The sequence below is a fragment of the Geodermatophilus sp. CPCC 205761 genome, from assembly GCF_051383655.1.
Taxonomy (GTDB): Bacteria; Actinomycetota; Actinomycetes; order Mycobacteriales; family Geodermatophilaceae; genus Geodermatophilus.
In genome coordinates, this window is sequence record NZ_JALPKQ010000034.1 from 15,830 (window position 1) to 39,250 (window position 23,421).

The following is a 23,421-nucleotide window of genomic DNA, read 5'->3' on the forward strand; positions in this document are numbered from 1 at the left end:
CTCCGGGGCGGTGTCCCGGAGCCCGGGGACGGGCAGCATGGTCGGTGTCCGTCTACCGACATCGAGGAGCACGCCGCCGGTGAGCGACGTCTGGCTGAACATCGTCATGGTCGTGGTCTTCGTGCTCGTCGGCGGCGCCTTCGCCGGCGCCGAGATCGCGCTGGTCAGCCTCCGGGAGTCACAGGTCCGCGCGATGTCGGAGCGGGGACGCCGCGGCCGCACGGTCGCCCGGCTGCTGGGCGACCCCAACCGGTTCCTCGCCGCCGTCCAGGTCGGCGTCACGCTGGCCGGCTTCTTCTCGGCGGCCTTCGGTGCGTCCACGCTCGCCGAGCCGCTGAGCGACCGCCTGGAGGGCCTCGGCATGGGGCAGGGGCTCGCCGACACCCTCGCCCTCGTGCTGGTCACCATCGCGATCAGCTACCTGTCCCTGGTGGTCGGCGAGCTCACCCCCAAGCGGCTGGCCCTGCAGCGCGCCGAGGGCTTCTCGCTGCTGGTCGCGGCTCCGCTCAACGGCATCGCCACGCTGTTCCGCCCGGTCATCTGGCTGCTGTCGGTGTCCACCAACGCCCTGGTCCGTCTGCTCGGCGGCGACCCTCGGGCCAGCGGCGAGGCGATCAGCCAGGAGGAGTTGCGTGACCTCGTGGCCGCGCACGAGTCACTGAGCACCGACGAGCGCCGGCTGATCGGGGAGGTCTTCCGCGCCGGGGACCGCGAGGTGCGGGAGGTCATGACCCCCCGCACCGAGGTGGACTTCCTGGAGGCGTCGATGACGGCCAGCCGGGCGGCCCGCCAGGTGCACGACTCCAGCCACTCGCGCTATCCGGTGGCCGGCCGCGACGAGGACGACGTCGTCGGCTTCGTGCACGTGCGCGACCTGTTCCTGACCAACCACCCGGCCGGGCGGGCGGCGACCGTCGGTGACCTCGTGCGCGAGGTGAAGCGGCTGCCCGGCACCGCCGGCGTCCTCACCGCCCTGTCGGAGATGCGGCGGGAGAACCACCACCTCGCCATCGTCGTCGACGAGTACGGCGGCACGGACGGCATCGTCACCCTCGAGGACCTCATCGAGGAGGTCATCGGGGAGATCTACGACGAGTACGACGAGGACGTCGCCTCCGGCGGCGAGGAGGTCCCCGGCGGCCCGCACGAGGTCGACGGCCTGCTCAACCTCGAGGACTTCCGCGAGGTCACCGGCCTGCAGTTGCCCGAGGGCCCCTACGAGACGGTGGCCGGCTTCGTGCTCGCCGAGCTCGGCCGGCTGCCGGAACCGGGGGACTCGGTGACCGCCGGGGGCCGGACGCTCACCGTCCTCGAACTCGACGGACGGCGGATCGCCCGGCTCCTGGTGAGCGGTGCGCCCGACCCCGAGCCCGCGACCGGCGGCCCCGCGGCATAGGAAGCCATGCCCACGTCTCAGGTGGTACGACGCGGGAAAAGCTTCCTATGCCTGCTCAGGTGCGGGAGCGGGCGGTCTCCCAGGCATCGCGGACGATGCCGGCCAGATCGGTGTGCTGCGGCTTCCAGCCCAGGTCGGTGCGGATCCGGTCGCTGGAGGCCACGAGCTGGGCCGGGTCGCCGGCCCGGCGGTCGCCCACCTCCACCGGCACCGGGTGGCCGGTCACCTCGCGGACGGCGTCGACGACCTGCTGCACCGAGAATCCGGTCCCGTTGCCCAGGTTGTAGATGCGGTGCTCGCCCGGGGCCGGTGCGGTCAGCGCGAGCAGGTGGGCGTCGGCGAGGTCGGCGACGTGGATGTAGTCGCGGATGCAGGTGCCGTCCGGAGTCGGGTAGTCCTCGCCGTAGACGGTCATCGCCTGGCGGGTGCCCGCCGCGACCTGCAGCGCGATCGGGATGAGGTGGGTCTCGGTGGTGTGCCGCTCGCCGAGGCCGTAGGCGGCACCGGCCACGTTGAAGTAGCGCAGGCTCACCGCGGCGAAGTCGTGGGCGGTCGCGTACGAGGTGAGCATCGCGTCGACGGCGAGCTTCGAGGCGCCGTAGGTGTTGGTCGGCCGGGTCGGGGCGTCCTCGCGGATGGGCACCTGCTCCGGCTCCCCGTAGGTGGCCGCGGTCGAGGAGAACACGATCCGGCGGCAGTCCACCGCGCGCATCGCCTCCAGCAGCGCGAGGGAGCCGCCGACGTTGGTGTCCCAGTAGATCTCCGGCTTGACCTGCGACTCACCGACCAGGCTCTTCGCCGCGAAGTGCAGCACCCCCTCGGGCCGGACGTCGGCCAGCACCGGGGCCGAGTCGTGCAGCGACGCCTGCACGAACCGGGCCCCGGACGGCACCGCGTCGGCGTGTCCGGTGGAGAGGTCGTCGAGCACGGTGACCTCGTGGCCGCTCTCCAGGAGAGCGGCCGTGACTACGCTGCCGATGTAGCCGGCCCCACCGGCGACGAGTACGCGCATGCGCCCACCCTAGAAGCCCGCGGGGCGGGCCACCCTGCGGCGCGGTCGAGGAGGACGAGCCAGTGGTCAGCGCACGACCGGCGGTGCAGCAGCTCCCCGCCTACAAGCCGGGGCGCAACCCCGCCGACCTCGCCCGCGAGATCGGGGTGCCGCAGGCGGTCAAGCTGGCCAGCAACGAGGTCGCGTTCCCGCCCCTGCCGGCCGTCGTCCAGGCGCTGGCCGCCGCGGCGGGGGAGACCAACCGCTACCCCGACAACGGCGCCGTCGTCCTGACCGCCGCGCTGGCGCGGCGGTACGGCGTCGACCCGGCCCAGGTCGTCGCCGGCTGCGGTGCGGTGATGCTCTGCCAGCAGCTGGCGCAGTCGTTCAACGACCCGGGGACGAGCATCGCCTTCGCGTGGCGGTCCTTCGAGATGTACCCGCTGCTCGCCCAGGTCGCCGGTGCGCGGGCGGTCATGGTCCCGCTGGTGCCCGGCCGGCCGGGCGGCCCGGCCGACACCCACGACCTCGACGCGCTGGCCGCGGCGGTCGACGACACCACCCGCGTGGTCTTCGTGTGCAACCCGAACAACCCGACCGGGACGGCGGTCCGCCGCGCGGAGCTGGAGCGCTTCCTCGACGCCGTCCCGGCCGAGACGCTCGTCGTCCTCGACGAGGCCTACCGCGAGTTCGTCACCGACCCCGACGTCCCCGACGGGCTGGAGCTGATGCGCGGGCGGCCCAACGTCGCCGTGCTGCGCACCTTCTCCAAGGCCTGGGGGCTGGCCGGGCTGCGGGTCGGCTACCTCGTCGCGGAGGACCCCGCGGTGGCCGAGATGGTGCGCCGGACGCACGTCCCCTTCAGCGTCTCCTCGCTCGCCCAGGCCGCCGCCGTCGCCGCACTGGCCAGCGAGGAGGAGGTGCGCCGGCGTTGCGCGGCGGTCACCGCCGAGCGGGAGCGGCTGACCGCGGCGCTGCGCGAGCGCGGGTTCGACGTCTCCGACAGCCAGGCGAACTTCGTCTGGCTGCCGGTGGCGGAGGAGGCGGCCGGCCTGGCCGCCGCACTCGAGGCGCGGGCGGTCATCACCCGGCCCTTCGCCGGCCAGGGCATCCGGGTCACCGTGGGCACCCCCGAGGAGGACGACGCCTTCCTCGCGGCGCTCGACCAGGTGCGCTCCGCCACGCCGGCCGCGTGACCCGCCGACGGTGACGAGCCCGTTCGGGACGCCCGGCGCGGCGGCCGCGCGGCGGCTGGTTTGATGACCGACGTGCCTCCTCCCCGTGTGCTCTCCGGCATCCAGCCGACGGCGGGTTCCTTCCACCTCGGGAACCACCTGGGCGCGCTGCGCCAGTGGGTGCAGCTGCAGGAGACCACCGACGCCTTCTACTGCGTGGTCGACCTGCACGCGATCACCGTCGCGCAGGACCCGGCGGAGCTGCGGCGCAACACCCTGGTCTCGGCGGCGCAGCTGCTCGCCCTGGGAGTCGACCCGGCGCGGAGCACGCTGTTCGTGCAGAGCCACGTGCCCGAGCACCTGCAGCTGTCCTGGGTGCTGGAGTGCCTCACCGGGTTCGGCGAGGCCAGCCGGATGACCCAGTTCAAGGACAAGAGCCAGCGCGAGGGGGCGGCCGGCACGACCGTCGGCCTGTTCACCTACCCCGTGCTCATGGCCGCCGACATCCTGGTCTACCAGGCCCACCAGGTGCCGGTCGGCGACGACCAGCGGCAGCACCTCGAGCTCACCCGCGACGTCGCGATCCGCTTCAACGGCCGCTTCGGGGACACCTTCCCGGTGCCCGAGGGGATCATCCCCGAGGGGGCGGCCCGGGTCATGGACCTCCAGCAGCCGGACAAGAAGATGAGCAAGAGCCTCCCGCCGGCCGGCTGCGTCCTGCTGCTCGACGACCCCAAGGTGACGGCGAAGAAGATCCGCTCGGCGGTCACCGACACCGGTCGCGAGGTCGTCGCCGACCCCGTGGCGAAGCCGGGGATCACCAACCTGCTGACCATCCACAGCGCGCTGTCGGGGACTCCCGTCGCCGAGCTGGAGGAGCGGTTCGCCGGCCGCGGCTACGGCGACCTCAAGAAGGAGCTCGCCGAGGTCGTCGTCGAATTCGTGACGCCGGTCCGCGCGCGCACGCAGGAGCTGCTCGACGACCGGGCCGAGCTCGAGCGGGTGCTCTCCGCCGGCGCGGCCCGTGCCCGGGAGGTCGCCGCGGGCACGGTCGCGGCCGCGTACGACCGCGTGGGCTTCCTGCCGCCTGCGGGGGTGAGGCCGTGAACGACGACACCTTCGTGCCCCGCAGCCGGATCGCGGTGCCGGAGACCGCCGTCCTCGGGGTGGTCGTGCCGATCCCCGAGCCGTGGGCGCAAGTGTTCGTCGACTGGCGGACGAAGGTCGGCGACGCGCAGGCCACCCTCGTCCCGCCGCACGTCACGCTGCTGCCGCCCACCGAGGTCGCCGTCGCCGACCGCCCGGCGATCAGCGCGCACCTGGCCGCGGTCGCCCGGGCGCACCCGGCCTTCGACATGCACCTGTCCGGCACCGGCACGTTCTCGCCGGTCTCCGAGGTGGTCTTCGTGGCGGTCGCCCGGGGCATCGGCAACTGCGAGCTGATCGCCAACGACGTCCGGCGCGGCCCCCTGACCCGCTCGCTGTCCTATCCGTACCACCCGCACGTGACCGTCGCCCACGACGTCCCGGCCGACATGCTCGACCTCGCCTACTGCGGTCTGGCCGACCTCTCGGCGGAGTTCCGGGTCACCCACTTCACCGAGTTCGAGCAGACACCCGACGGCGCCTGGGCGATCGCCCGCGAGTACCCCCTCACCGGCCCGCCGCTCTCCTGACCGTGGCGCGCGGGTCTCCGCCAGGCCGCAGACCGGGAGCGGTGAGTGCCACCCGGACCGAGCGGTCCGAGCCCGCGGGCCGTCTCGCCTGGGCCACCCGGCTGGCCACGGGCTGGGGGGACCTGGTCGCGGGGCTGCGCCGCCGCCGGCCGTGGTTCGACCACCTGGCCCGCGCCGGCGGCCGCTACCGGCGCACCCAGGGCGAGCTCATGGCCGCCGGGGTCACCTACTTCGTCTTCCTCGGGCTCGTCCCGGTCCTGCTCCTCGTCGCCTCGGTCATCGGGCTGGCGCTCGCCGGCGACGCGCTGCTGCAGGAACAGCTCTACGACGCCATCCGCGAGGCCTTCCCCGGCTCCACCGGCGAGCAGATCGTCGGTGAGCTGCGCGGGGCGGTCGGCGCGGCCGGGGTCACCGGCCTCATCGGCCTGGCCGGCTTCCTGTACGCGGGGCTGCGGGCCATGGACAAGCTGCGGATCGGCATGGAGCGGGTCTGGCGGGGACGCGCCGACGAGCCGGAGTTCCTCCGGGACAACCTGCAGGACCTCACCGCGCTGGTCGCCCTCGGTGCCACCGGGCTGCTCAGCCTCGGACTGACCGGCGCGGTCACCCAGGCCAGCGGGCGGCTGCTCGGGGTGCTCGGCCTCGACGGCGCACCGGGCCTCGGGGTGCTGACCTGGGTGCTCGGCCTCGCCCTGGCGCTCGGCACGGACGTCGTCGTCTTCCTGTGGCTGCTCAAGGTCGTCCCGGCGAACCCGCACCCGGTGCGGCTGCTGCTGCCGGGTGCGGTCTTCGGGGCCGCGGGCTTCGAGGCGATGAAGCTGCTGGGCAGCCTCTACCTGTCGCTCATCTCCGGCAGCGTGACCGCCTCGGCGTTCGGCGGCGCCGTCGGCATCCTCGTGTGGCTCAACACCGTCTGCCGGTTCGCGTTCTTCACCGCGGCCTGGACGGCGACCCTGCCCCGGGTGCAGCGGGCCGCCCCCGCGGTCCGGGACCCGGACGACCCGGTGGTCCCCCCGGCCGCCTGACCCGGGGTGCCGGGACGATCCGCACCGCCCGCCGGCAGCCGACGACGGTCGCCACGACGATCACCACGGCGGTGATCCCCAGCGCCACCGGCACCAGCGGCGAGGCCGGATCGTCGTCGGCGGTGCGCGCCGCGGGTGCGGCCAGGGCGCCGTCCGTCTCCGCCACCGGGGCGGCGGCGGAGGTGACGGTGGGCGGCGCCGCGACGTCGTCGGCCGAGTCGACCAGCACGCCCACGCCGGCCGCTCCCGACGGGACGGCGAACCCCCAGTCGAGCAGCAGGGCGGCCTGGTCGGCGGCCCGCAGCGGAAGGCTCTCGGTGCCCATCACGCTGACCACCAGGCGCCGGTCCCCACGCTCGGCGGCGGTGACGAAGGTGTGCCGGGCGGCGTCGGTGAAGCCGGTCTTCCCGCCGAGGTTGCCGGGGTAGGCGGTGAGCAGCGGGTTCTCGTTCTGGATCTGGTAGCCGGGGGAGCGGCCCTCGACCGGGGGCATCGCGGCCAGCGGCGTCCGCAGGATCGCGGCGGTGCGCGGGTCGGCGACCAGCCGGCGGAAGACCAGCGCCAGGTCGTAGGGGGAGGAGGACTGGCCGGCGACGTCCAGCCCGGACGGCGACCCCGCGACGGTGTCGAACGCGCCGATCGCCGCCGCGGTGTCGTTCATGGCCCGCACCGTCGTCCCGACCCCGCCGGCCGCGCGGGCCAGGGCGTTGGCCGCGTCGTTGCCCGACTGGAGGACCAGCGCCTCGAACAGCAGCGAGACCGGATAGCGCCCGCCGGCGACCATCCCGACCCGGCTGCCCTCCATCCGCTCGTCCTCCTCGGTGCCCTCGACCACCTCGGCGGGGTCCAGCAGCGGGGCGAGGGTGAGCAGGGTCAGGGTCTTGAGGGTGCTCGCCGGGTAGTAGCGGCCGTGCGGGTCGCGGGCGGCCAGCACCGCGCCGGTGGTCGCGTCGGCCACCAGCCACCCGGGGGCGGCGATGCCCTCGGGCAGCGGCGGGGCGCCGTCCACGACGACCGTGCCGCGGGTGTCCAGCCCCTCCCCGCCCACGGTCACCCCACCGGGCCCGCTGCCCTGGGGCGGGCCGCCGGGCTCCGGGGCGGTGGGGGTCGGCGCCGACAGGTCGGCGGTGGGGCGGGCCTCCTCCGCCAGGGCGGCGCCGGCACCACCCAGCACCAGCAGCGCGGCCGCCAGGAGTGCGGTTCCCAGCCGCGCCGCGGCCGTCCGTCGTCCCACGGGGGTGGAGGCTAGACCTGCAGGTCGCCGCGCTCACCCCGGACCGGCCCGTGGCCGGCGCCACTGCGCGGGCGGCCCTTCGCAACGATCCCATCTCGGTGTCCTCCCGAGGTGGTGGCGGTGGTGCGACCCGCGGTTAGCGTGCCCTGGTCGCTCGTTCCGGCCCGGCCGCACGCGGTCCCGGCCGGCGGCGCGCGACCCCTGATCCCACCGGGAGGGGCCCGGTTCTGCGAGGGCCCGTCCCCCCAGAGAGGAGACCGTCTTGCGCCGAGCGCGGAGGATGAAGGCCGCGGCGATGCTGCTGGCCGGCAGCATGGCCCTGGCGGCCTGCGCCAGCGACGAGCCGGAGAGCGGTGGCGGCGGCGGTGGCGGTGCCGAGAGCACCGAACTGCGGATCGGCCTGGCCTACGACGCCATCGGTCGTGGCGACCGCTCGTTCAACGACTCCGCCTTCGCCGGCGCCGAGGCCGCGATCGCCGAGTTCGGCGGGGAGTACCGCGAGGTCACCCCGAACGAGGACGGCTCGGACCGTGCCGAGCTCCTCGCCCAGCTCGCCGAGCAGGGCTACAACCCGGTCATCGCGGTCGGCTTCGCCTACGACCAGATCATCGCCGACGTCGCGGCCGAGTTCCCGGACACGACCTTCGCGCAGGTCGACGGCTCGCACGAGCTGCCCGACGGCACCAGCAAGGGTGACAACGTCACCGGCCTGATCTTCGCCGCGGAGCAGGGGTCCTTCCTCGCCGGCGCCGCCGCCGCGCTGAAGAGCGAGACCGGCCGCATCGGGTTCGTCGGTGGTGTCGACGTCCCCCTGATCCAGACCTTCCAGGCCGGCTACCAGGCCGGGGCCCAGACGGTGAACCCGAACATCGGCATCGACGTGCAGTACATCTCGCCGGCCGGTGACTTCTCCGGGTTCAACGACCCGGCGCGCGCGCAGATCCTGGCCTCGGGCATGTACGCCGGCGGGGCGGACATCGTCTTCCAGGTGGCCGGCGGCTCCGGCACCGGCGTCTTCCAGGCGGCGGCCGCCGCGGGTGCCCGGGCGATCGGCGTCGACTCCGACCAGTACCAGACGGTCGACGACCCGGCCCTCCAGGCCGTGATCATGACCTCGATGCTCAAGCGGGTCGACAACGCGGTGACCGCCTTCGTCGGCTCCTTCGTCGACGGGAACGTGGAGGGCGGCGCCGACATCCTCTACGACCTCGAGAGCGAGGGCGTCGGGCTGGCCACGACCGGTGGCTTCATCGACGACATCCAGGGCGACCTGGACACCTACCGCCAGCAGATCATCGACGGCACGATCGAGGTCCCCACGACCCCGTGACGCCGGCCGGCTGAGCGGACGCACGACGACAGCGGGCCCGGGGAGCACTTCCGCCCCCGGGCCCGCCGTCGTGAGCGCCGGGCCCCTGCCCTCCCGGTGAGCGATCATGCGGCGGCCGGGGGGACCCCGGCCGGACGAGGGGAGCGGTCGATCCCGCGCGCCCCATGCAGCAGAGTTGGACGCGCCCGCACACCCGGAGGGCGCAACGAGGGAGGGCCCACCATGGCCACAGCAGGCGTCCCGTCAGGGGAGGCGGCGGCCGGCGGTGCGGACGGCGACGCCGCCCCGTACGCGGTCGAGCTCCACGGCATCACCAAGCGCTTCCCCGGCGTGGTGGCGAACAAGGACATCGAGCTGCGGGTCCGCCGCGGCGAGGTGCACGCCATCGTCGGGGAGAACGGCGCCGGCAAGTCGACGCTGATGAAGACCCTGTACGGGATGCACCGGCCGGACGAGGGGCAGATCTTCCTGCACGGGCGCCAGGTGCACTTCCGCAGCCCGGCCGACGCGATCGCCGCGGGCATCGGCATGGTCCACCAGCACTTCATGCTGGCCGACTACTTCACCGTCCTCGAGAACGTCGTCCTGGGCAGCGAGCCCACCCGCGGCCTGGGCCTGGACCGCGCCGAGGCCCGGCGCCGCATCACCGACATCTCCGACCGCTACGCCCTCGACCTCGATCCCGACGAGCACGTGGAGGACCTGGGGGTGGGCGACCGGCAGCGGGTCGAGATCGCGAAGGTCCTGTACCGGGGGGCGACGACGCTGATCCTCGACGAGCCGACCGCCGTCCTCGTGCCCCAGGAGGTCGACGAGCTGTTCGGCAACCTCGCCGAGCTCAAGCGGGAGGGCCTGACGGTCATCTTCATCTCGCACAAGCTGGACGAGGTCCGCCGCGTCGCCGACTCCATCACCGTCATCCGCCGGGGCACCACCGTCGGCACCGCCGACCCGAGGACGACGTCCACGCGGGAACTGGCCGAGATGATGGTCGGCGCGGAGCTGCCGACGCCGGAGACGAGGACATCCACCGTGCGGGACACGCCGGTGCTGCAGCTGGGGCACGTGACCGTGGGCGAGCCCGGGCGCCGGCCGCTCGTCCACGACGTGGACCTGACCGTGCGCGAGGGCGAGGTCGTCGGCATCGCCGGCGTCGAGGGCAACGGCCAGGCCGAGCTGGTCGACGCGATCATGGGCCTGCGCCCGCTCGCGGGCGGCACGATCACCCTGGGCGCCGAGGACGTCACCGGCTGGTCGACCCGCGCCCGGCGCGAGGCCGGCATCGGCTTCATCCCCGAGGACCGGCACCGGCAGGGGATGCTGCTGGACGCCCCGCTGTGGGAGAACCGCATCCTCGGGCACCAGACGCGGCCGCCGGCGGTGAGAGGCTGGTTCCTCGACCGCCGGGCCGCGCGTGCCGACACCGAACGGATCATGCAGGAGTACGACGTCCGCGCGCCGGGCCCGGACACCCTGGCCGTCGCGCTGTCGGGTGGCAACCAGCAGAAGCTGATCGTCGGGCGCGAGATGAGCGCCGCTCCCCGGCTGCTCATCGCCGCGCACCCGACCCGGGGCGTCGACGTGGGCGCGCAGGCGGTGATCTGGGAGCTGCTCAAGGACGCCCGCGCCGAGGGGATGGGGATCGTGCTCGTGTCCGCCGACCTCGACGAGCTGATCGGCCTGTCCGACACGCTGCACGTCATGCTGCGCGGCTCGCTCGTCGCCACCGTCGACCCCTCCCGCGTCACCCCCGAGGAACTGGGCGGGTACATGACCGGTGCCCGGACGACGGCAGGTGCCGCGTGAACCGTCTCCGCCGGGTCGGCCTGGCCCTGCTCGGGCCGGCGATGGCCATCGTCGTCGCGCTCATCGTCACGGCGATCGTCATCGCCCTGATCGGCAAGGACCCCATCGCGGCGCTGCGGGTCATGACCGATCTGGGCGACACCCCGTCGCAGCAGACCCAGTCGATCGTGGTGATCCTCAACCGGGCGGTCCCGCTGTTCCTGGCCGGCCTCGCGGTGGCCGTCGCGTTCCGGATGGGCCTGTTCAACATCGGCGTCGAGGGCCAGTACCGGCTGGCGACGATCCTCGCCGCGGCCGTCGGCGCCGCCGTCACGCTGCCGGCACCGCTCCACGTGCTGCTGATCGTGGTCGTGGCCATGGTCGTCGCGGCGGTGTGGGCCGGCATCGTCGGCGTCCTCAAGGTCACCCGTGGCGTGAGCGAGGTGATCAGTTCGATCATGCTCAACTTCGTCGCGCTGGGCATCGCCTCGTTCCTGCTCACCGGGCCGCTGCGGGGCAGCGCCGAGGGCCAGTCGATCGTGACGACCAAGACCATCCCCGAGTCCGGCTGGTTCCCCGGGCTCAACGGCGTCCTCACCGGGCTGGGCCTGGCCGAGCCGCGCTCGGAGCTCTACGGCTTCCTGCTGGTCGCCATCGTCATCGGCGTCGCGGTCGCGGTGCTGCTCAGGCGCACCCGCTTCGGATTCGACCTGCGGGCGACGGGGCTCTCGCCGTCGGCCGCGCGGGCCAGCGGCGTGGACGCCCGCGGCATGGTGATCAAGACGATGCTGCTGTCCGGCGGGATCGCCGGCCTGATCGGCATGCCGGAGCTGCTCGGGGACGTCCACGAGTTCGGCACGGAGTTCACCGCCGGGCTCGGCTTCCTCGGCATCGCGGTGGCGCTCCTGGGCCGCAACAGCCCGCTGGGCATCGCGGTGGCGGCGCTGCTGTTCGCCTTCCTCGACCGGGCGGCCCTGCCGCTGCAGTTCGCCGACATCCCGTCGTCGGTGGTCACGATCATCCAGGGCACCATCGTGCTCGCCGTCGTCATCGCCAACGAGATCGCCCGCCGGCTGGCGCTGCGCTCGGCGGAGCGGGCCGGGTCGTCCGCCGCGGCCCCACCGCCCGACTCCGGGGGCAGCGGAGGCGGCGGCTCGCCCCCGGGGGACGGTCCCGACGGCGGCCGCCGCGCCTACACCCCCGTGCCCGGTGAACAGCAGGGAGCGCAGGCATGAGCACCGTGCAGAGTCCGCCTGCCCGGCCCAGCCGCGGGCCGCTCACCGACCTGCTCACCGGCGGTGGCCGCTCCCGGCGGGTGCTGTGGCTCGTCCTCGGCGTGCTCGTGCTGGTCTCCGTGGTGCGCGTGGTCTCGGGGGAGCAGGAGCTCACGTCGTCGTCCACGATGGCGGCCGCGCTGCTGCTCGCCGTCCCCATCGCGCTCGCCGCGCTCGGCGGCCTGTTCTCCGAGCGGGCCGGCGTGGTCAACATCGGCCTCGACGGCATGATGATCCTCGGCACGTGGGGCGCCGGCTGGGCCGGCTACCAGTGGGGGTGGGGCGCGGCCGTGGTCGGCGGGGTGGTCCTCGGCGCGGTGGGCGGCCTGCTGCACGCGATCGCCACGGTCACCTTCGGCGTCGACCACGTGGTGTCCGGCGTGGCGATCAACCTCCTCGCCGCCGGCATCGTGCGCTTCCTCTCCGAGCTGAACTACATCGACAACCCCGCCGGCGGCGGCGCCGCCCAGTCACCCCCGCTGGCCAGCCAGCCGCCGGACTTCTCGCTCCCGGTGCTGTCTTCCGGGCCGGACCTGCTGGGCTCGCTCGAGCAGCGGCACTGGTTCCTGATCAGCGACCTCGCCGGCGTGCTGCGCGGGCTGACCAGCGACGTGGGTGTGCTCACCCTGGTCGCCGTCCTGCTGATCCCGGTGTCCTACCTCGTCCTCTGGCGGACGGCGTTCGGCCTGCGGTTGCGCTCCTGCGGGGAGAACCCCGCGGCGGCGGACTCGCTCGGCGTGCCCGTGTACCGGCTGAAGTACACCGCCGTGGTCATCTCCGGGGCGCTGGCCGGGCTGGGCGGGGTGTCCCTCGTGTTCATCGCCAACATCTACCGCGAGGGCCAGACCGGCGGCCGCGGGTTCATCGGCCTGGCCGCGCTGATCTTCGGCAACTGGCGGCCCGGCGGTCTCGCCGCCGGTGCGGGGCTGTTCGGCTTCGCCGACGCGCTGCAACTGCGCAGCCGGACCGCCGTGGTGGCGCTGCTGCTGCTCGTGGCCGTGCTCCTGGCGGCGGTGGCGGTGTACCAGGGGGTGCAGCGCAAGCTCGTGCAGGCGGTGCTCGCCGGGGCCTTCGCGGCCGCGGCTCTGGTCGGCTTCCTCACCATCGAGCGGCTGCCCGCGGGCATCGTCTTCTTCACCCCGCACCTGACCACGCTGCTCGTGCTGTCGCTGGCGTCCCAACGCCTGCGGATGCCCAAGGCCGACGGCCTGGTCTATCGACGAGGAGAACACTGATGCAGGTCGACTGGGACGTCCTCCGGACGGCGGCGCGGGAGGCGATGACGCACGCTTACGCGCCGTACTCGAAGTTCCCCGTCGGCGTGGCCGGGCTGGTGGACGACGGTCGCGTGGTCACCGGCTGCAACGTGGAGAACGCCTCCTACGGGGTGGGCCTGTGCGCCGAGTGCGGCATGGTCAGTGACCTCGTCCGCTCCGGTGGCGGCCGGCTGGTCGCGGTCGCCTGCGTGGGCGGCGACGGGCAGCCGCTGATGCCGTGCGGCCGCTGCCGGCAGCTGCTGTGGGAGCACGGCGGCGCCGGCATGCTCATCGAGACCGTGTCGCTCGGCATCGTGCCGATGAGCGCGGTGCTGCCCGACGCCTTCGGTCCGGACGACCTCGTGGCGGCGGCGGAGCGGGGACAGGGCTGATGGCCGCGTTCGACGCCATCGACGTCATCCGCGCCAAGCGGGACGGCGTCCGGCTGACCGCCGAGCAGATCCGCTGGGTGATCGACGCGTACACCCGCGGCGAGGTGCCCGACGAGCAGATGAGCGCGCTGCTGATGGCGGTGTTCTTCCGCGGCATGTCGCCCGACGAGCTGGCCGTGTGGACGCAGTCGATGATCGACTCCGGCGAGCGCAAGGACCTCTCCGCGCTGGGCCGGCCGACCGCCGACAAGCACTCCACCGGCGGGGTCGGCGACAAGATCACCCTGCCGCTGGCGCCGCTGGTGGCCGCCTGCGGGGTGGCCGTGCCGCAGCTGTCGGGGCGGGGGCTGGGCCACACCGGCGGCACGCTGGACAAGCTGGAGGCGGTCCCCGGCTGGCGGGCCGACGTCCACGAGGAGGCCTACCTGGCGCAGCTGCGCGACGTGGGCGCGGTGATCTGCGCGGCCGGCAACGACCTGGCCCCGGCGGACAAGAAGCTCTACGCGCTGCGCGACGTCACCGGCACCGTGGAGTCGATCCCGCTGATCGCCAGCTCGATCATGAGCAAGAAGATCGCCGAGGGCGCCGACGCGCTGGTCCTCGACGTCAAGACCGGCTCGGGCGCGTTCATGAAGGACCCCGACGCCTCCCGCGAGCTGGCTCGCACGATGGTCGGCCTCGGGGAGGCGGCCGGGGTGCGCACCGTCGCCCTGGTGACCGCGATGGACCGGCCGCTGGGCCGCGCCGCGGGCAACGCCGTCGAGGTGGCCGAGTCGGTGGAGGTGCTCGCGGGCGGCGGGCCGGCCGACGTCGTCGAGCTGACCCTCGCGCTGGCCCGGGAGATGCTGGCCGGCGCCGGGCGGTCCGACGTCGACCCCGCCGGCGCCCTCGCCGACGGCCGGGCGATGGACGTGTGGCGGCGGATGATCGCGGCCCAGGGTGGCGACCCGGACGCGCCGCTGCCGCAACCCGCCGAGAAGCACGTGGTGACGGCGCCGGCGACCGGCACGCTCACCCGGCTGGACGCCTACGCCCTCGGGGTGGCCGCCTGGCGGCTGGGAGCCGGGCGGGCCCGCAAGGAGGACCCGGTGTCGGCCGCCGCCGGCGTCACCTGGACCGCCGGCGTGGGGGAGACGGTCACCGAGGGGCAGCCGCTGCTCGAGCTGCACACCGACGACCCCGCGCGGATCGAGCGGGCGCTCGAGGCGCTCGAGGGGGCGGTCGGCGTCGACACCGACGACGAGCCGTTGCCGCTGCTGCTCGACCGCATCACGGCGTGAGGACGGAGCCTCAGGGCCATGGGGGACACTGTCTTGTCGTGCAGAAGGACTCCCTCCTCCCCACCACTCGCGAGCTCGCGGCGGGCCCCGAGAGGGAGCCGCTGGATCCCGAGGCGGCGATCTCCGTCCGCGATCTGGTGAAGCGTTACGGCGAGTCCGCCGCCGTCGACGGCCTGGACCTCGACATCCACCGCGGCGAGATCTTCGCGCTGCTCGGTCCGAACGGCGCCGGCAAGACGACGACGGTCGAGATCTGCGAGGGCTTCCGGGGCCGCGACGGCGGCGACGTCCGCGTCCTCGGCACCGACCCCGCCCAGGCGACGCGGCGGTGGAAGGCGCAGCTGGGGATCGTCCTGCAGTCCGGGGCCGGGGACAGCCAGCTCACCTGCCGCGAGCTGCTCCGCGCGGAGGCGTCCTACTACCCCGACCCGCGCGACCCCGACGAGGTGCTCGAGCTGGTCGGGCTCACCGAGAAGGCCGGCGCGCGCGGCCGGTCGCTGTCGGGCGGTCAGCGGCGGCGGCTGGACGTCGCGCTGGGCATCGTCGGCCGGCCGACCCTGCTGTTCCTCGACGAGCCGACCACCGGCTTCGACCCCGAGGCCCGGCGCCAGTTCTGGTCGCTGATCCGCTCGCTGCGCGACCTCGGCACGACCATGCTGCTCACCACCCACTACCTCGACGAGGCCGAGGCGCTGGCCGACCGGGTCGGCGTCATCGCCCGCGGCCGGCTGGTCGAGGTCGCCGTCCCCTCCCGGCTCGGCGACCGGGAGACCGCGCCGGCCGTCGTCACCTGGACCGAGGGCGGCGTCCGCCGCACCGAGGCGACCGCCACGCCGACGGCGTTCGTGCGCGAGCTGTCCACCCGGTTCCCGGGCGAGGTGCCCGACCTGGCGGTCGCCCGCCCGACGCTCGAGGACGTGTACCTGCGGATGATCGGGGAGCCGGCGTGACCGCCGTCCAGGAGACGACGGGCCTGCCGTCGCTGTCGAGCGTGTACCGCTCGCGCTCGTCGGTGGAGCTCAAGGAGTTCTTCCGGCAGCGCGAGTCGGTGGTCTTCACGCTGCTGTTCCCGGTGATCCTGCTGGTGGTCTTCGGCGCCGTCCTCGACTACGACATCGGCAACGGCGTCACCTTCACCCAGTACTTCATGGCCGGGATCATCGCTGCAGGCATCCTCGGCGCCAGCCTGCAGAACATGGCGATCAGCATCGCCACCGAGCGCTCCGACGGGACGCTCAAGCACCTGTGGGGCACCCCGATGCCCAAGAGCGCCTACTTCGTCGGCAAGGTCGTCCAGGTCCTGGCCGTCACGGTGCTCATCCTCGCGATCCTGCTGACCGTCGGGGCGGTGGCCTACGGCGTGCCGCTGCCCTCGGGGAGCGACTGGTTCACCTTCGTCTGGGTCGCGGCGATGGGTTCGGCGGCGTGCACGCTGCTGGGCATCGCCGTCTCCAGCCTGGCCAAGACCGGCAGGTCGGCGTCGGCGATGGTCACCCCGATCGCGCTGGTGCTGCAGTTCATCTCCGGCGTCTTCTTCCAGTTCAGCCAGGTGCCGACGTGGATGCAGACGATCGCGGCGCTGTTCCCGCTGAAGTGGATGGCGCAGGGCCTGCGGTCGGTGTTCCTGCCCGACGCCCTGGCCGCGCAGGAGCCGGCCGGCAGCTGGGAGCTGGGCCGGGTCGCGCTGGTGCTGGCCGTGTGGTGCGTCGCCGGCCTGGTGCTGTGCGTGCTCACCTTCCGCTGGCAGGACCGCGGCACCGGCTGAGCCCCTCCCGTCGTCCTCCGCGGGGACCGCCGGAGGAGTCCCGTCGTCCTCCGCGGAAACCGCCGGACGAGTCCCGTCGTTTTCCGCGGAAACCGCCGGTGGTTCCGGGACCCAGGGTGACGGCTGGGTAGCGTTGCGCCGTGCCCGCACCGCTCGACGCCGCCTCGCTCCGCCGCGCTCCCAAGGTCCTCCTGCACGACCACCTGGACGGCGGGCTGCGGCCGCAGACGGTGCTCGAACTCGCCGACGAGCACGGGTACCGGGATTTGCCGGCGGACGACGCCGACGCGCTCGCCCGGTGGTTCCACGGCGCTGCGCACTCCGGCTCTCTGGTCCGCTACCTGGAGACCTTCGCGCACACCGTCGCGGTGATGCAGCGGCCGGAGGCGGTCCATCGGGTGGCCCGCGAGTGCGCCCTCGACCTGGCCGCCGACGGCGTCGTGTACGCCGAGGTCCGCATGGCCCCCGAGCTGCTCACGGCCATGCCGATCGCGGAAGCGGTCGAGGCGATGCTCGACGGTTTCGCGGCGGGCAGCCGGGACGCCGCCACCCCGATCACCGTCGGCACCCTGCTCTGCGCCATGCGCCAGGCCGACCGGTGGGACGAGGTCGCCGGGCTGGTCGTCCGCTACCGGGACGCCGGGGTGGTCGGCTTCGACCTCGCCGGCCCGGAGATCGGCTTCCCGCCCGACCGGCACCCGTCGGCGATCGCGCTGCTCGACCGGGCCGGCGCGCACCGCACCATCCACGCGGGTGAGGCCGCCGGGATCGACAGCATCGTCGCCGCCCTGGACGCCGCCGGGGCCGAGCGGCTGGGCCACGGCGTGCGGATCGCCGACGAGGTGGCCGCCGACGGGTCGCTCGGATCGGTGGCGAAGCGGGTGCTCGAGGAGCAGGTGCCGCTGGAGGTCGCCCCGTCGTCCAACGTGCAGACCGGCGCCTACCCCTCCCTGGCCGAGCACCCGGTGGACCGGCTGCACCGGCTGGGCTTCGCGGTCACCGTCAACACCGACAACCGGCTGATGAGCGGCGTCTCGGTGACCAGCGAGCTGGCCGACGTCGTCGCCACCTGCGGCTGGGGCTGGGACGACGTCCAGACGGTCACCGAGCGGGCTCTGGCGGCCGCGTTCGTCGAGGAGACCGAGCGCGCCCGGCTGCTCGCCGACGTCGTCCGGCCGGGGTTCGCCGCCCTGCGCGGCTGAGGGTGGCGGGGACCACCCTGCGCTCGGGAATCGCGGGTCGGCCCGCGCTGCTAACCTGGGTGTACCGGCACACCGCCGGTCATCCTCCCGGACGGTCCGTCCGGGTATGAGCGCATCCGTGCAGATCCGGGCGTCACAGCTGACGTGAGCGATCGCCAGTGAGGACGCCGGTCGACGGCGTTCACGCATGACCACGGGACGCGCCCGAGAAGCATCGGAGTCCCACACCCGTATGACCACGTTCGACGCTGTCGACGTCCCGACCACCCCTGAGCACACCCCCGAGGTCGAGGCGCCCACCGGCCCGACCTTCGCCCAGCTGGGTCTGCCCCAGCAGCTGGTGACCGCCCTCGAGCGGCGCGGCATCCGGCACCCCTTCGCGATCCAGACCTCGGCCCTGCCGGACGCCCTCGCCGGGCGCGACGTGCTCGGCAAGGCCGCCACCGGCTCGGGCAAGACGCTGGCCTTCGGCTTGCCGTTGCTCGCCCGGATCGGTGCCGAGGCCAAGCAGGGCCGGCGCGCCCCGCGTGGCCTGGTGCTCGTCCCCACCCGCGAGCTGGCCCAGCAGGTGCACGACGCCCTGGCCCCGCTCGGCCAGGCCATCGGTGTCCAGCTGGCCACCGTCTACGGCGGTGCGCCGATGTACCGCCAGATCCAGCAGCTGCGCCGCGGTGTCGATGTCATCATCGCCACGCCGGGCCGGCTGCAGGACCTGATCAGCCAGGGCGAGGCCACCCTCGCCGAGGTCGTCGTCACCGTGCTGGACGAGGCCGACTTCATGGCCGACCTGGGCTTCCTCCCGGTCGTCAAGGAGCTGCTCGACCAGACGGTCTCCGACGCGCAGCGGCTGCTGTTCTCGGCCACGCTCGACGGCGAGGTCGACTCGCTGGTCCGCCGCTACCTCAAGGACCCGGCCCGGCACGAGGTCGTCCGCCCCGGCGGCGAGGCCCCGCCGGCCGAGCACCTGGCGTTCAGCCTCGCCTTCCGCGACAAGCTGCAGGTGGCCACGGAACTGGCCGGTCGCCCCGGCCGGACGATCGTCTTCGCCCGCACCCAGCTGGGTGTGGACCGGCTCGCCGAGAACCTGCAGTCCGCGGGCATCAAGGCCGAGGCCATCCACGGCGGGCTGCCGCAGTCGGCCCGCAAGCGTGCGCTGGAGGCGTTCATGGACGCCCGCTCGCCGGTCCTGGTCGCCACCGACGTCGCCGCTCGCGGCATCCACGTCGACGACGTGTCGCTGGTCCTGCACTACGACCCGCCGACGGACGCCAAGACCTACCTGCACCGTTCGGGCCGCACCGCCCGCGCCGGTGCCGGCGGTGTGGTCGTCTCCCTGCTGCTGCCCGACCAGGTGGGCCAGGCCAAGCGCCGGTTCCGCTCGGCCAAGGTGGACCCGCTGGTCGACCGGATCCGTCCGGGCGACGCCCCGATCGCCGACCTGGTCGCCAGCGGCGTGCACGTCGAGCCGATCGAGCGCCCGGTGCGCGAGTCCCGCCGTCCGGCGGGCGCCGGTGCCCGGCGTCCGCGCCGCGAGGGCGACCGTCCGCGTCGTCCCTACGGCGACCGGCCGCGCCGGGACGGCGACCGCCCCACGGGCGAGCGCACCCACTTCGAGCGGTCGGGCGGCGGCGAGCGCCGCGGGGGCGGGGACCGTCGTCCCAGCGTCCACCGCGCCCAGGGCGCCCGCCCCGGCCGGTCGACGCAGTTCTCCGACTGAGCACCTGATCCACCCGGCAGCGGCCGGTCCCGGTTCCCCGGGGCCGGCCGCTGCCGTCCGTTGGGAGAGGCATAGGAAGCTCTTCCCACGTCGGGGGCCGCAAGACGTGGGAAGAGCTTCCTATGCCTCGAGGGGGCGTGCCTCAGTCGCGGAAGACGAGGGCCCCGCTGACCTGGGTGACGACCTCGTCCCAGACCGACCGGAGCGCGGCGGCGTCCTCGGCCCGCAGCGGGGCGTCGGGCTCCCGCTCGGCGCGGGCCACCGTCCGGCCCAGCGGTTCGCTCGGGCGCAGCAGCTCCTCGACGCGGTCGAGCCCCGCGTACTCGGCGATGTCGCGGACGCCCTCCACCGGCTGGGCGAGCGCGCGGTGCGGGACCAGGCCGGCGGCGCCGTCGGCGACCTCCGCCATCACCTCGGTGAGCTCGGTCAGGTCGTAGCGGTCCTGCTCGGCCGGCAGCGGCGGGGTGTCGGTGTCGGCCACCTCCGGCCACGAGGCGATCTCGGCGAGGTCGTGCTCCTCGTCGCCGGCGCAGAACCGGGTGAGCTGCGCGGGGGAGGGGAAGACGAAGACCTCGCCGTCCCGGCCGAGGAAGCGCGCCTCGTCCTCCACGTAGCAGCGCAGCGTCACCCCGGAGCCCTCGGGGACGACGACCTCCACCGGCAGGATCCCCACCGCCTCCCAGAACTCGGCGGCCTTGGCGACCTCCGACGGGGGCGCGCTGATCCGGCCGGGCCGGGCGATCGCGCTCACCGGCGTCGGCGGGGCCGCCGCCACGGCCGGCTCCTGCGTCTCGGCGTCGTCCTCGAGGTCCTCGTCCTCGGCGGCCTCGTCCGCCTCCTCCGCCGACGGGTAGTCGGCGAGGGTGACCGTGCCGCCGCCGGTCCAGTCCAGGTGGGTGCCGAGCTCCTGCAGGACGTCCTCCCACAGGTCGTCGAGGGCGGAGCCGACGCCGCCCCAGGCGTCCTCGCCGGCCCGGCCCACGAAGGCGTCGACGCCGAGGCCCAGCGAGCCGATCTCGGGGCGGGCCACCAGGTCGGCCAGCGCGCCGAACTCCCCGCCCCGCTCGACGTCGGTGTCCGGGCGGCGGTCGAGGTCGACGTCGGCGTCGACGGTGCGGTCGTCGTCCTCGTCGGTGAGCTCGTCGTCGTCCAGGTCGTCGTCCAGCTCGTCGTCGCCGGTGTCCAGGCACTCGGCCAGCCGGGTGACGATGTCCACCGTCGCGGCGAGCTCCTCCACCGCCCAGCGGTCGGGGTTCTCCGCGGCGATGTCGTAGACGCCGTCGAGGTCGTAGCGGTGGTCGTCGTCCGGCGTCAGGTCAGCGGCGCCCAGGCCGACGACGACCGGCCAGACCGGGTGGTCGGCGAGGTCGTGGTCGGTGCGGGTGCGACAGAACGCGGCGAGGGCCGCCGGGGTCGGGAAGAGGTGGACGCTCGCCCGGTCGCCCTCGGAGGCGCCGAGGAAGGCCTGCCACTCCTCCCCGTCCTCCTCCCACGGTGGAGCCCACAGGGTGTATCCGGTTCGGTCGTCGACGGTGAGCGCGATGGGGACGATGCTGGGCCTTGCCACGGGGCCATCCTGCCCGGTCCTCCCGGCGGCGCACCTCCGGGTTGTCACACGCCCATGGGGTGCCAGACCGTCTTGGTCTCCAGGAACGGCGTCAGCCGCGACAGTCCGGGGTCGGCCGTCCAGTCCGGCTCCTCGACCGGCGGGCGCAGCACCCGCTTGATGCTGCCGGCCGCCAGGCGCTCGAGCTCCATCGCGCGGCCCGCCGGGGCGCCGGTGAGGTCGACGGCGTCCACGTCGTCGTGCTCGGCCAGCCAGGGCCCGATCTCGCCGGCGTCGCCGGTGAGCAGGTTGACCACACCGGCCGGGACGTCGCTGGTCGCCAGCACCTCCCCGAGGGTGACCGCCGGCAGCGGCCGCTCCCGGGACGTGACGACGACCGCGGTGTTGCCGCCGGCGAGCACCGGGGCGAGGACGCTGACCAGCCCGAGCAGCGAGGACTGCTGGGGGGCGAGGACGGCGACGACGCCGGTCGGCTCGGGCATCGAGAAGTCGAAGTACGGCCCGGCGACCGGGTTGGCCCCGCCCAGGACGGCGGCGAGCTTGTCGGTCCAGCCGGCGTACCAGACCCAGCGGTCGATGGCCGCGTCCACCGCGGCGCGGGCCCGGGAGTTCGAGATCCCCTCGCCGGCGGACACCTCCTCGCAGAACTGGACGTGCCGGCCCTCCAGCACCTCGGCCACCCGGTAGAGCACCTGGCCGCGGTTGTAGGCCGTCGTCCCCGACCACGTGCCGAAGGCGGCCCGGGCGGCCACGACGGCGTCCCGGGCGTCCTTGCGGGAGGCCCACGCCGCGTTGGCGAGGAAGTGCCCCTTCGTGTCGGTGACCTCGTAGGTGCGTCCGGACTCCGACCGCGGGAACGCGCCGTTGATGAAGAGCTTGTAGGTCTTGCGAACGGCCAGCCGGTCACTCATGAGTGGGTCGCGCCCTTCAGGTATCCGGTCAGCCCGTGCCGGCCGCCCTCGCGGCCGTACCCGGACTGCTTGTAGCCGCCGAAGGGCGACGTCGGGTCGAACTTGTTGAACGTGTTGGCCCACACGACGCCGGCGCGGAGCTGGTTGGCGATCTTCAGGATCCGCGAGCCCTTCTCCGTCCAGATGCCGGCCGAGAGGCCGTAGGTCGAGTTGTTGGCCTTGGCGACCGCCTCGTCCGGCGTCCGGAAGGTGAGGACGCTGAGCACCGGCCCGAAGACCTCGTCGCGGGCGATGCGGTGGGCGGGGGAGACGTGGGTGAACACCGTCGGCGGGAACCAGAAGCCGCGGTCGGGCAGCTCGCAGGCCGGCTGCCAGCGCTGCGCCCCCTCGGCCTCGCCGATGTCGGACAGCTCGCGGATGCGGGCCAGCTGCTCGGCGGAGTTGATCGCGCCGATGTCGGTGTTCTTGTCCAGCGGGTCGCCGACGCGCAGCGTGCCGATCCGGCGCTGCAACGACGCGATCACCTCGTCGTGGACCGACTCCTGCACCAGCAGCCGGCTGCCGGCGCAGCAGACGTGCCCCTGGTTGAAGAAGATGCCCTGCACGATGCCCTCGACGGCCTGGTCGATCGGGGCGTCGTCGAAGACGATGTTGGCCGCCTTGCCGCCGAGCTCGAGGGTCAGCGACTTGCGGGTGCCGGCGACCGCGCGGGCGATGGCCCGGCCCACCTCCGTGGAGCCGGTGAAGGCCACCTTGTCGACGTCGTCGTGCTCGACCACGGCCCGGCCGGTGTCCCCGGCGCCGGTGACGATGTTGACCACCCCCGGCGGCAGGTCGGCCTGCCGGCAGACCTCGGCGAACAGCAGGGCGGTCAGCGGGGTGGTCTCGGCCGGCTTGAGGACGACGGTGTTGCCGGTGGCCAGCGCCGGGGCGACCTTCCACGCCAGCATGAGCAGCGGGAAGTTCCACGGGATGACCTGGCCCGCCACACCGAGCGGCCGCGGGCCCGGGCCGAGCCCCGCCCAGTCCAGCTTGTCGGCCCAGCCGGCGTGGTAGAAGAAGTGCGCCGCGGCCAGGGGGACGTCGACGTCGCGGGACTCCCGGATCGGCTTGCCGTTGTCCAGCGACTCCAGGACGGCGAACTCCCGCGCCCGCTCCTGCAGCAGCCGGGCGATGCGGAACAGGTACTTGCCGCGGTCGGCCGGCCGCATCGGCCCCCAGACGCGGGTGAACGCCCGGCGGGCGGCGCGGACGGCGCGGTCGACGTCGGCGTCGGTGCCGGCGGCGACCTCGCAGAGGACCTCCTCGGTGGCCGGGTTGACCGTCTTTAAGGACTCGCCGCCGCCGTCGACGAACTCGCCGTCGACGAACAGGCCGTAGGACGGCGCGATGTCGACGATGGACCGCGACTCGGGCGCGGGGGCGTACACGAAGGGGGTGCTCAT

Annotated in this window: 20 protein-coding genes; 15 read left to right on the forward strand and 5 right to left on the reverse strand. The window is 74.1% G+C overall.

Features of this window, described 5'->3' with window-relative positions; all coding sequences use genetic code 11:
* Positions 1-79: 79 nt before the first annotated feature.
* Complete coding sequence (locus tag MY526_RS18895) at positions 80-1,396, forward strand: hemolysin family protein (protein ID WP_436694266.1); 1,317 nt, start codon at positions 80-82, stop codon at positions 1,394-1,396.
* 55 nt (positions 1,397-1,451) lie between these two features.
* On the opposite strand, the gene galE is transcribed toward MY526_RS18895, so the two are convergent.
* On the reverse strand, positions 1,452-2,408 hold the full coding sequence (gene galE, locus MY526_RS18900; RefSeq protein ID WP_436694265.1) for a UDP-glucose 4-epimerase GalE: 957 nt from the start codon (positions 2,406-2,408) through the stop codon (positions 1,452-1,454).
* A gap of 62 nt (positions 2,409-2,470) precedes the next feature.
* Between galE and hisC the strand changes: the two genes are divergently transcribed.
* The 4 genes from hisC (at position 2,471) to MY526_RS18920 (ending at position 6,263) form a co-directional block, all read left to right on the forward strand.
* Positions 2,471-3,583, forward strand: coding sequence for a histidinol-phosphate transaminase (hisC, locus tag MY526_RS18905; protein WP_436694264.1), 1,113 nt, complete (start codon positions 2,471-2,473; stop codon positions 3,581-3,583).
* Between the two features lie 63 nt (positions 3,584-3,646).
* The gene (gene trpS / locus MY526_RS18910) at positions 3,647-4,669 is read left to right on the forward strand and encodes a tryptophan--tRNA ligase (RefSeq protein ID WP_436694263.1); all 1,023 of its coding nucleotides are present in this window, start codon (positions 3,647-3,649) and stop codon (positions 4,667-4,669) included.
* Entirely contained in the window at positions 4,666-5,238 is a 573-nt protein-coding gene (locus MY526_RS18915) for a 2'-5' RNA ligase family protein (protein WP_436694262.1), read from the forward strand. The genes trpS and MY526_RS18915 overlap by 4 nt, the downstream gene beginning before the upstream one ends.
* 41 nt (positions 5,239-5,279) lie before the next feature.
* Entirely contained in the window at positions 5,280-6,263 is a 984-nt protein-coding gene (locus tag MY526_RS18920; protein ID WP_436694261.1) for a YihY/virulence factor BrkB family protein, read from the forward strand.
* Here the strand turns inward: MY526_RS18920 and MY526_RS18925 are convergent.
* Positions 6,169-7,497 (reverse strand): D-alanyl-D-alanine carboxypeptidase family protein, encoded by a 1,329-nt coding sequence (locus tag MY526_RS18925; protein WP_436704808.1) that lies wholly within the window; start codon positions 7,495-7,497, stop codon positions 6,169-6,171. The two genes, MY526_RS18920 and MY526_RS18925, sit on opposite strands and share 95 nt — an antisense overlap.
* Positions 7,498-7,759: 262 nt before the next feature.
* Here MY526_RS18925 and MY526_RS18930 point away from each other — a divergent pair, with 262 nt between their 5' ends.
* From MY526_RS18930 to MY526_RS18975, 10 genes are all read left to right on the forward strand, one after another.
* Positions 7,760-8,827 carry a BMP family lipoprotein gene (locus tag MY526_RS18930; protein WP_436694259.1) on the forward strand — a complete coding sequence of 356 codons (1,068 nt, stop codon included), beginning with the start codon at positions 7,760-7,762 and terminating at the stop codon, positions 8,825-8,827.
* A gap of 222 nt (positions 8,828-9,049) precedes the next feature.
* On the forward strand, positions 9,050-10,633 hold the full coding sequence (locus MY526_RS18935) for an ABC transporter ATP-binding protein (protein ID WP_436694258.1): 1,584 nt from the start codon (positions 9,050-9,052) through the stop codon (positions 10,631-10,633).
* Positions 10,630-11,847: an ABC transporter permease gene (locus MY526_RS18940; protein ID WP_436704809.1), complete on the forward strand. Its 1,218-nt coding sequence runs from the start codon at positions 10,630-10,632 to the stop codon at positions 11,845-11,847. The genes MY526_RS18935 and MY526_RS18940 overlap by 4 nt, the downstream gene beginning before the upstream one ends.
* The gene (locus tag MY526_RS18945) at positions 11,844-13,121 is read left to right on the forward strand and encodes an ABC transporter permease (RefSeq protein WP_436694256.1); all 1,278 of its coding nucleotides are present in this window, start codon (positions 11,844-11,846) and stop codon (positions 13,119-13,121) included. The genes MY526_RS18940 and MY526_RS18945 overlap by 4 nt, the downstream gene beginning before the upstream one ends.
* Positions 13,121-13,534: a cytidine deaminase gene (locus MY526_RS18950; RefSeq protein ID WP_436694255.1), complete on the forward strand. Its 414-nt coding sequence runs from the start codon at positions 13,121-13,123 to the stop codon at positions 13,532-13,534. Before MY526_RS18945 ends, MY526_RS18950 begins: the two co-directional genes overlap by 1 nt.
* Positions 13,534-14,814, forward strand: a complete 1,281-nt coding sequence (locus tag MY526_RS18955) for a thymidine phosphorylase (RefSeq protein ID WP_436704810.1) — start codon at positions 13,534-13,536, stop codon at positions 14,812-14,814. Before MY526_RS18950 ends, MY526_RS18955 begins: the two co-directional genes overlap by 1 nt.
* Before the next feature lie 38 nt (positions 14,815-14,852).
* Positions 14,853-15,764 carry an ABC transporter ATP-binding protein gene (locus tag MY526_RS18960; RefSeq protein ID WP_436704811.1) on the forward strand — a complete coding sequence of 304 codons (912 nt, stop codon included), beginning with the start codon at positions 14,853-14,855 and terminating at the stop codon, positions 15,762-15,764.
* On the forward strand, positions 15,761-16,579 hold the full coding sequence (locus MY526_RS18965; protein WP_436704812.1) for an ABC transporter permease: 819 nt from the start codon (positions 15,761-15,763) through the stop codon (positions 16,577-16,579). The genes MY526_RS18960 and MY526_RS18965 overlap by 4 nt, the downstream gene beginning before the upstream one ends.
* A 140-nt stretch (positions 16,580-16,719) precedes the next feature.
* On the forward strand, positions 16,720-17,781 hold the full coding sequence (locus MY526_RS18970; RefSeq protein ID WP_436694251.1) for an adenosine deaminase: 1,062 nt from the start codon (positions 16,720-16,722) through the stop codon (positions 17,779-17,781).
* Between the two features lie 232 nt (positions 17,782-18,013).
* Entirely contained in the window at positions 18,014-19,498 is a 1,485-nt protein-coding gene (locus MY526_RS18975) for a DEAD/DEAH box helicase (RefSeq protein ID WP_436694250.1), read from the forward strand.
* Positions 19,499-19,640: 142 nt separating this feature from the next.
* Here the strand turns inward: MY526_RS18975 and MY526_RS18980 are convergent, their stop codons facing one another.
* Genes MY526_RS18980 through MY526_RS18990 form a run of 3 tightly spaced genes read right to left on the reverse strand, consistent with a single transcriptional unit; the run spans position 19,641 to position 23,421 of the window.
* On the reverse strand, positions 19,641-21,065 hold the full coding sequence (locus MY526_RS18980) for a hypothetical protein (RefSeq protein WP_436704813.1): 1,425 nt from the start codon (positions 21,063-21,065) through the stop codon (positions 19,641-19,643).
* Positions 21,066-21,109: 44 nt separating this feature from the next.
* Positions 21,110-21,976, reverse strand: coding sequence for an aldehyde dehydrogenase family protein (locus MY526_RS18985; RefSeq protein WP_436704814.1), 867 nt, complete (start codon positions 21,974-21,976; stop codon positions 21,110-21,112).
* The gene (locus MY526_RS18990; protein ID WP_436704815.1) at positions 21,973-23,421 is read right to left on the reverse strand and encodes an aldehyde dehydrogenase family protein; all 1,449 of its coding nucleotides are present in this window, start codon (positions 23,419-23,421) and stop codon (positions 21,973-21,975) included. Before MY526_RS18990 ends, MY526_RS18985 begins: the two co-directional genes overlap by 4 nt.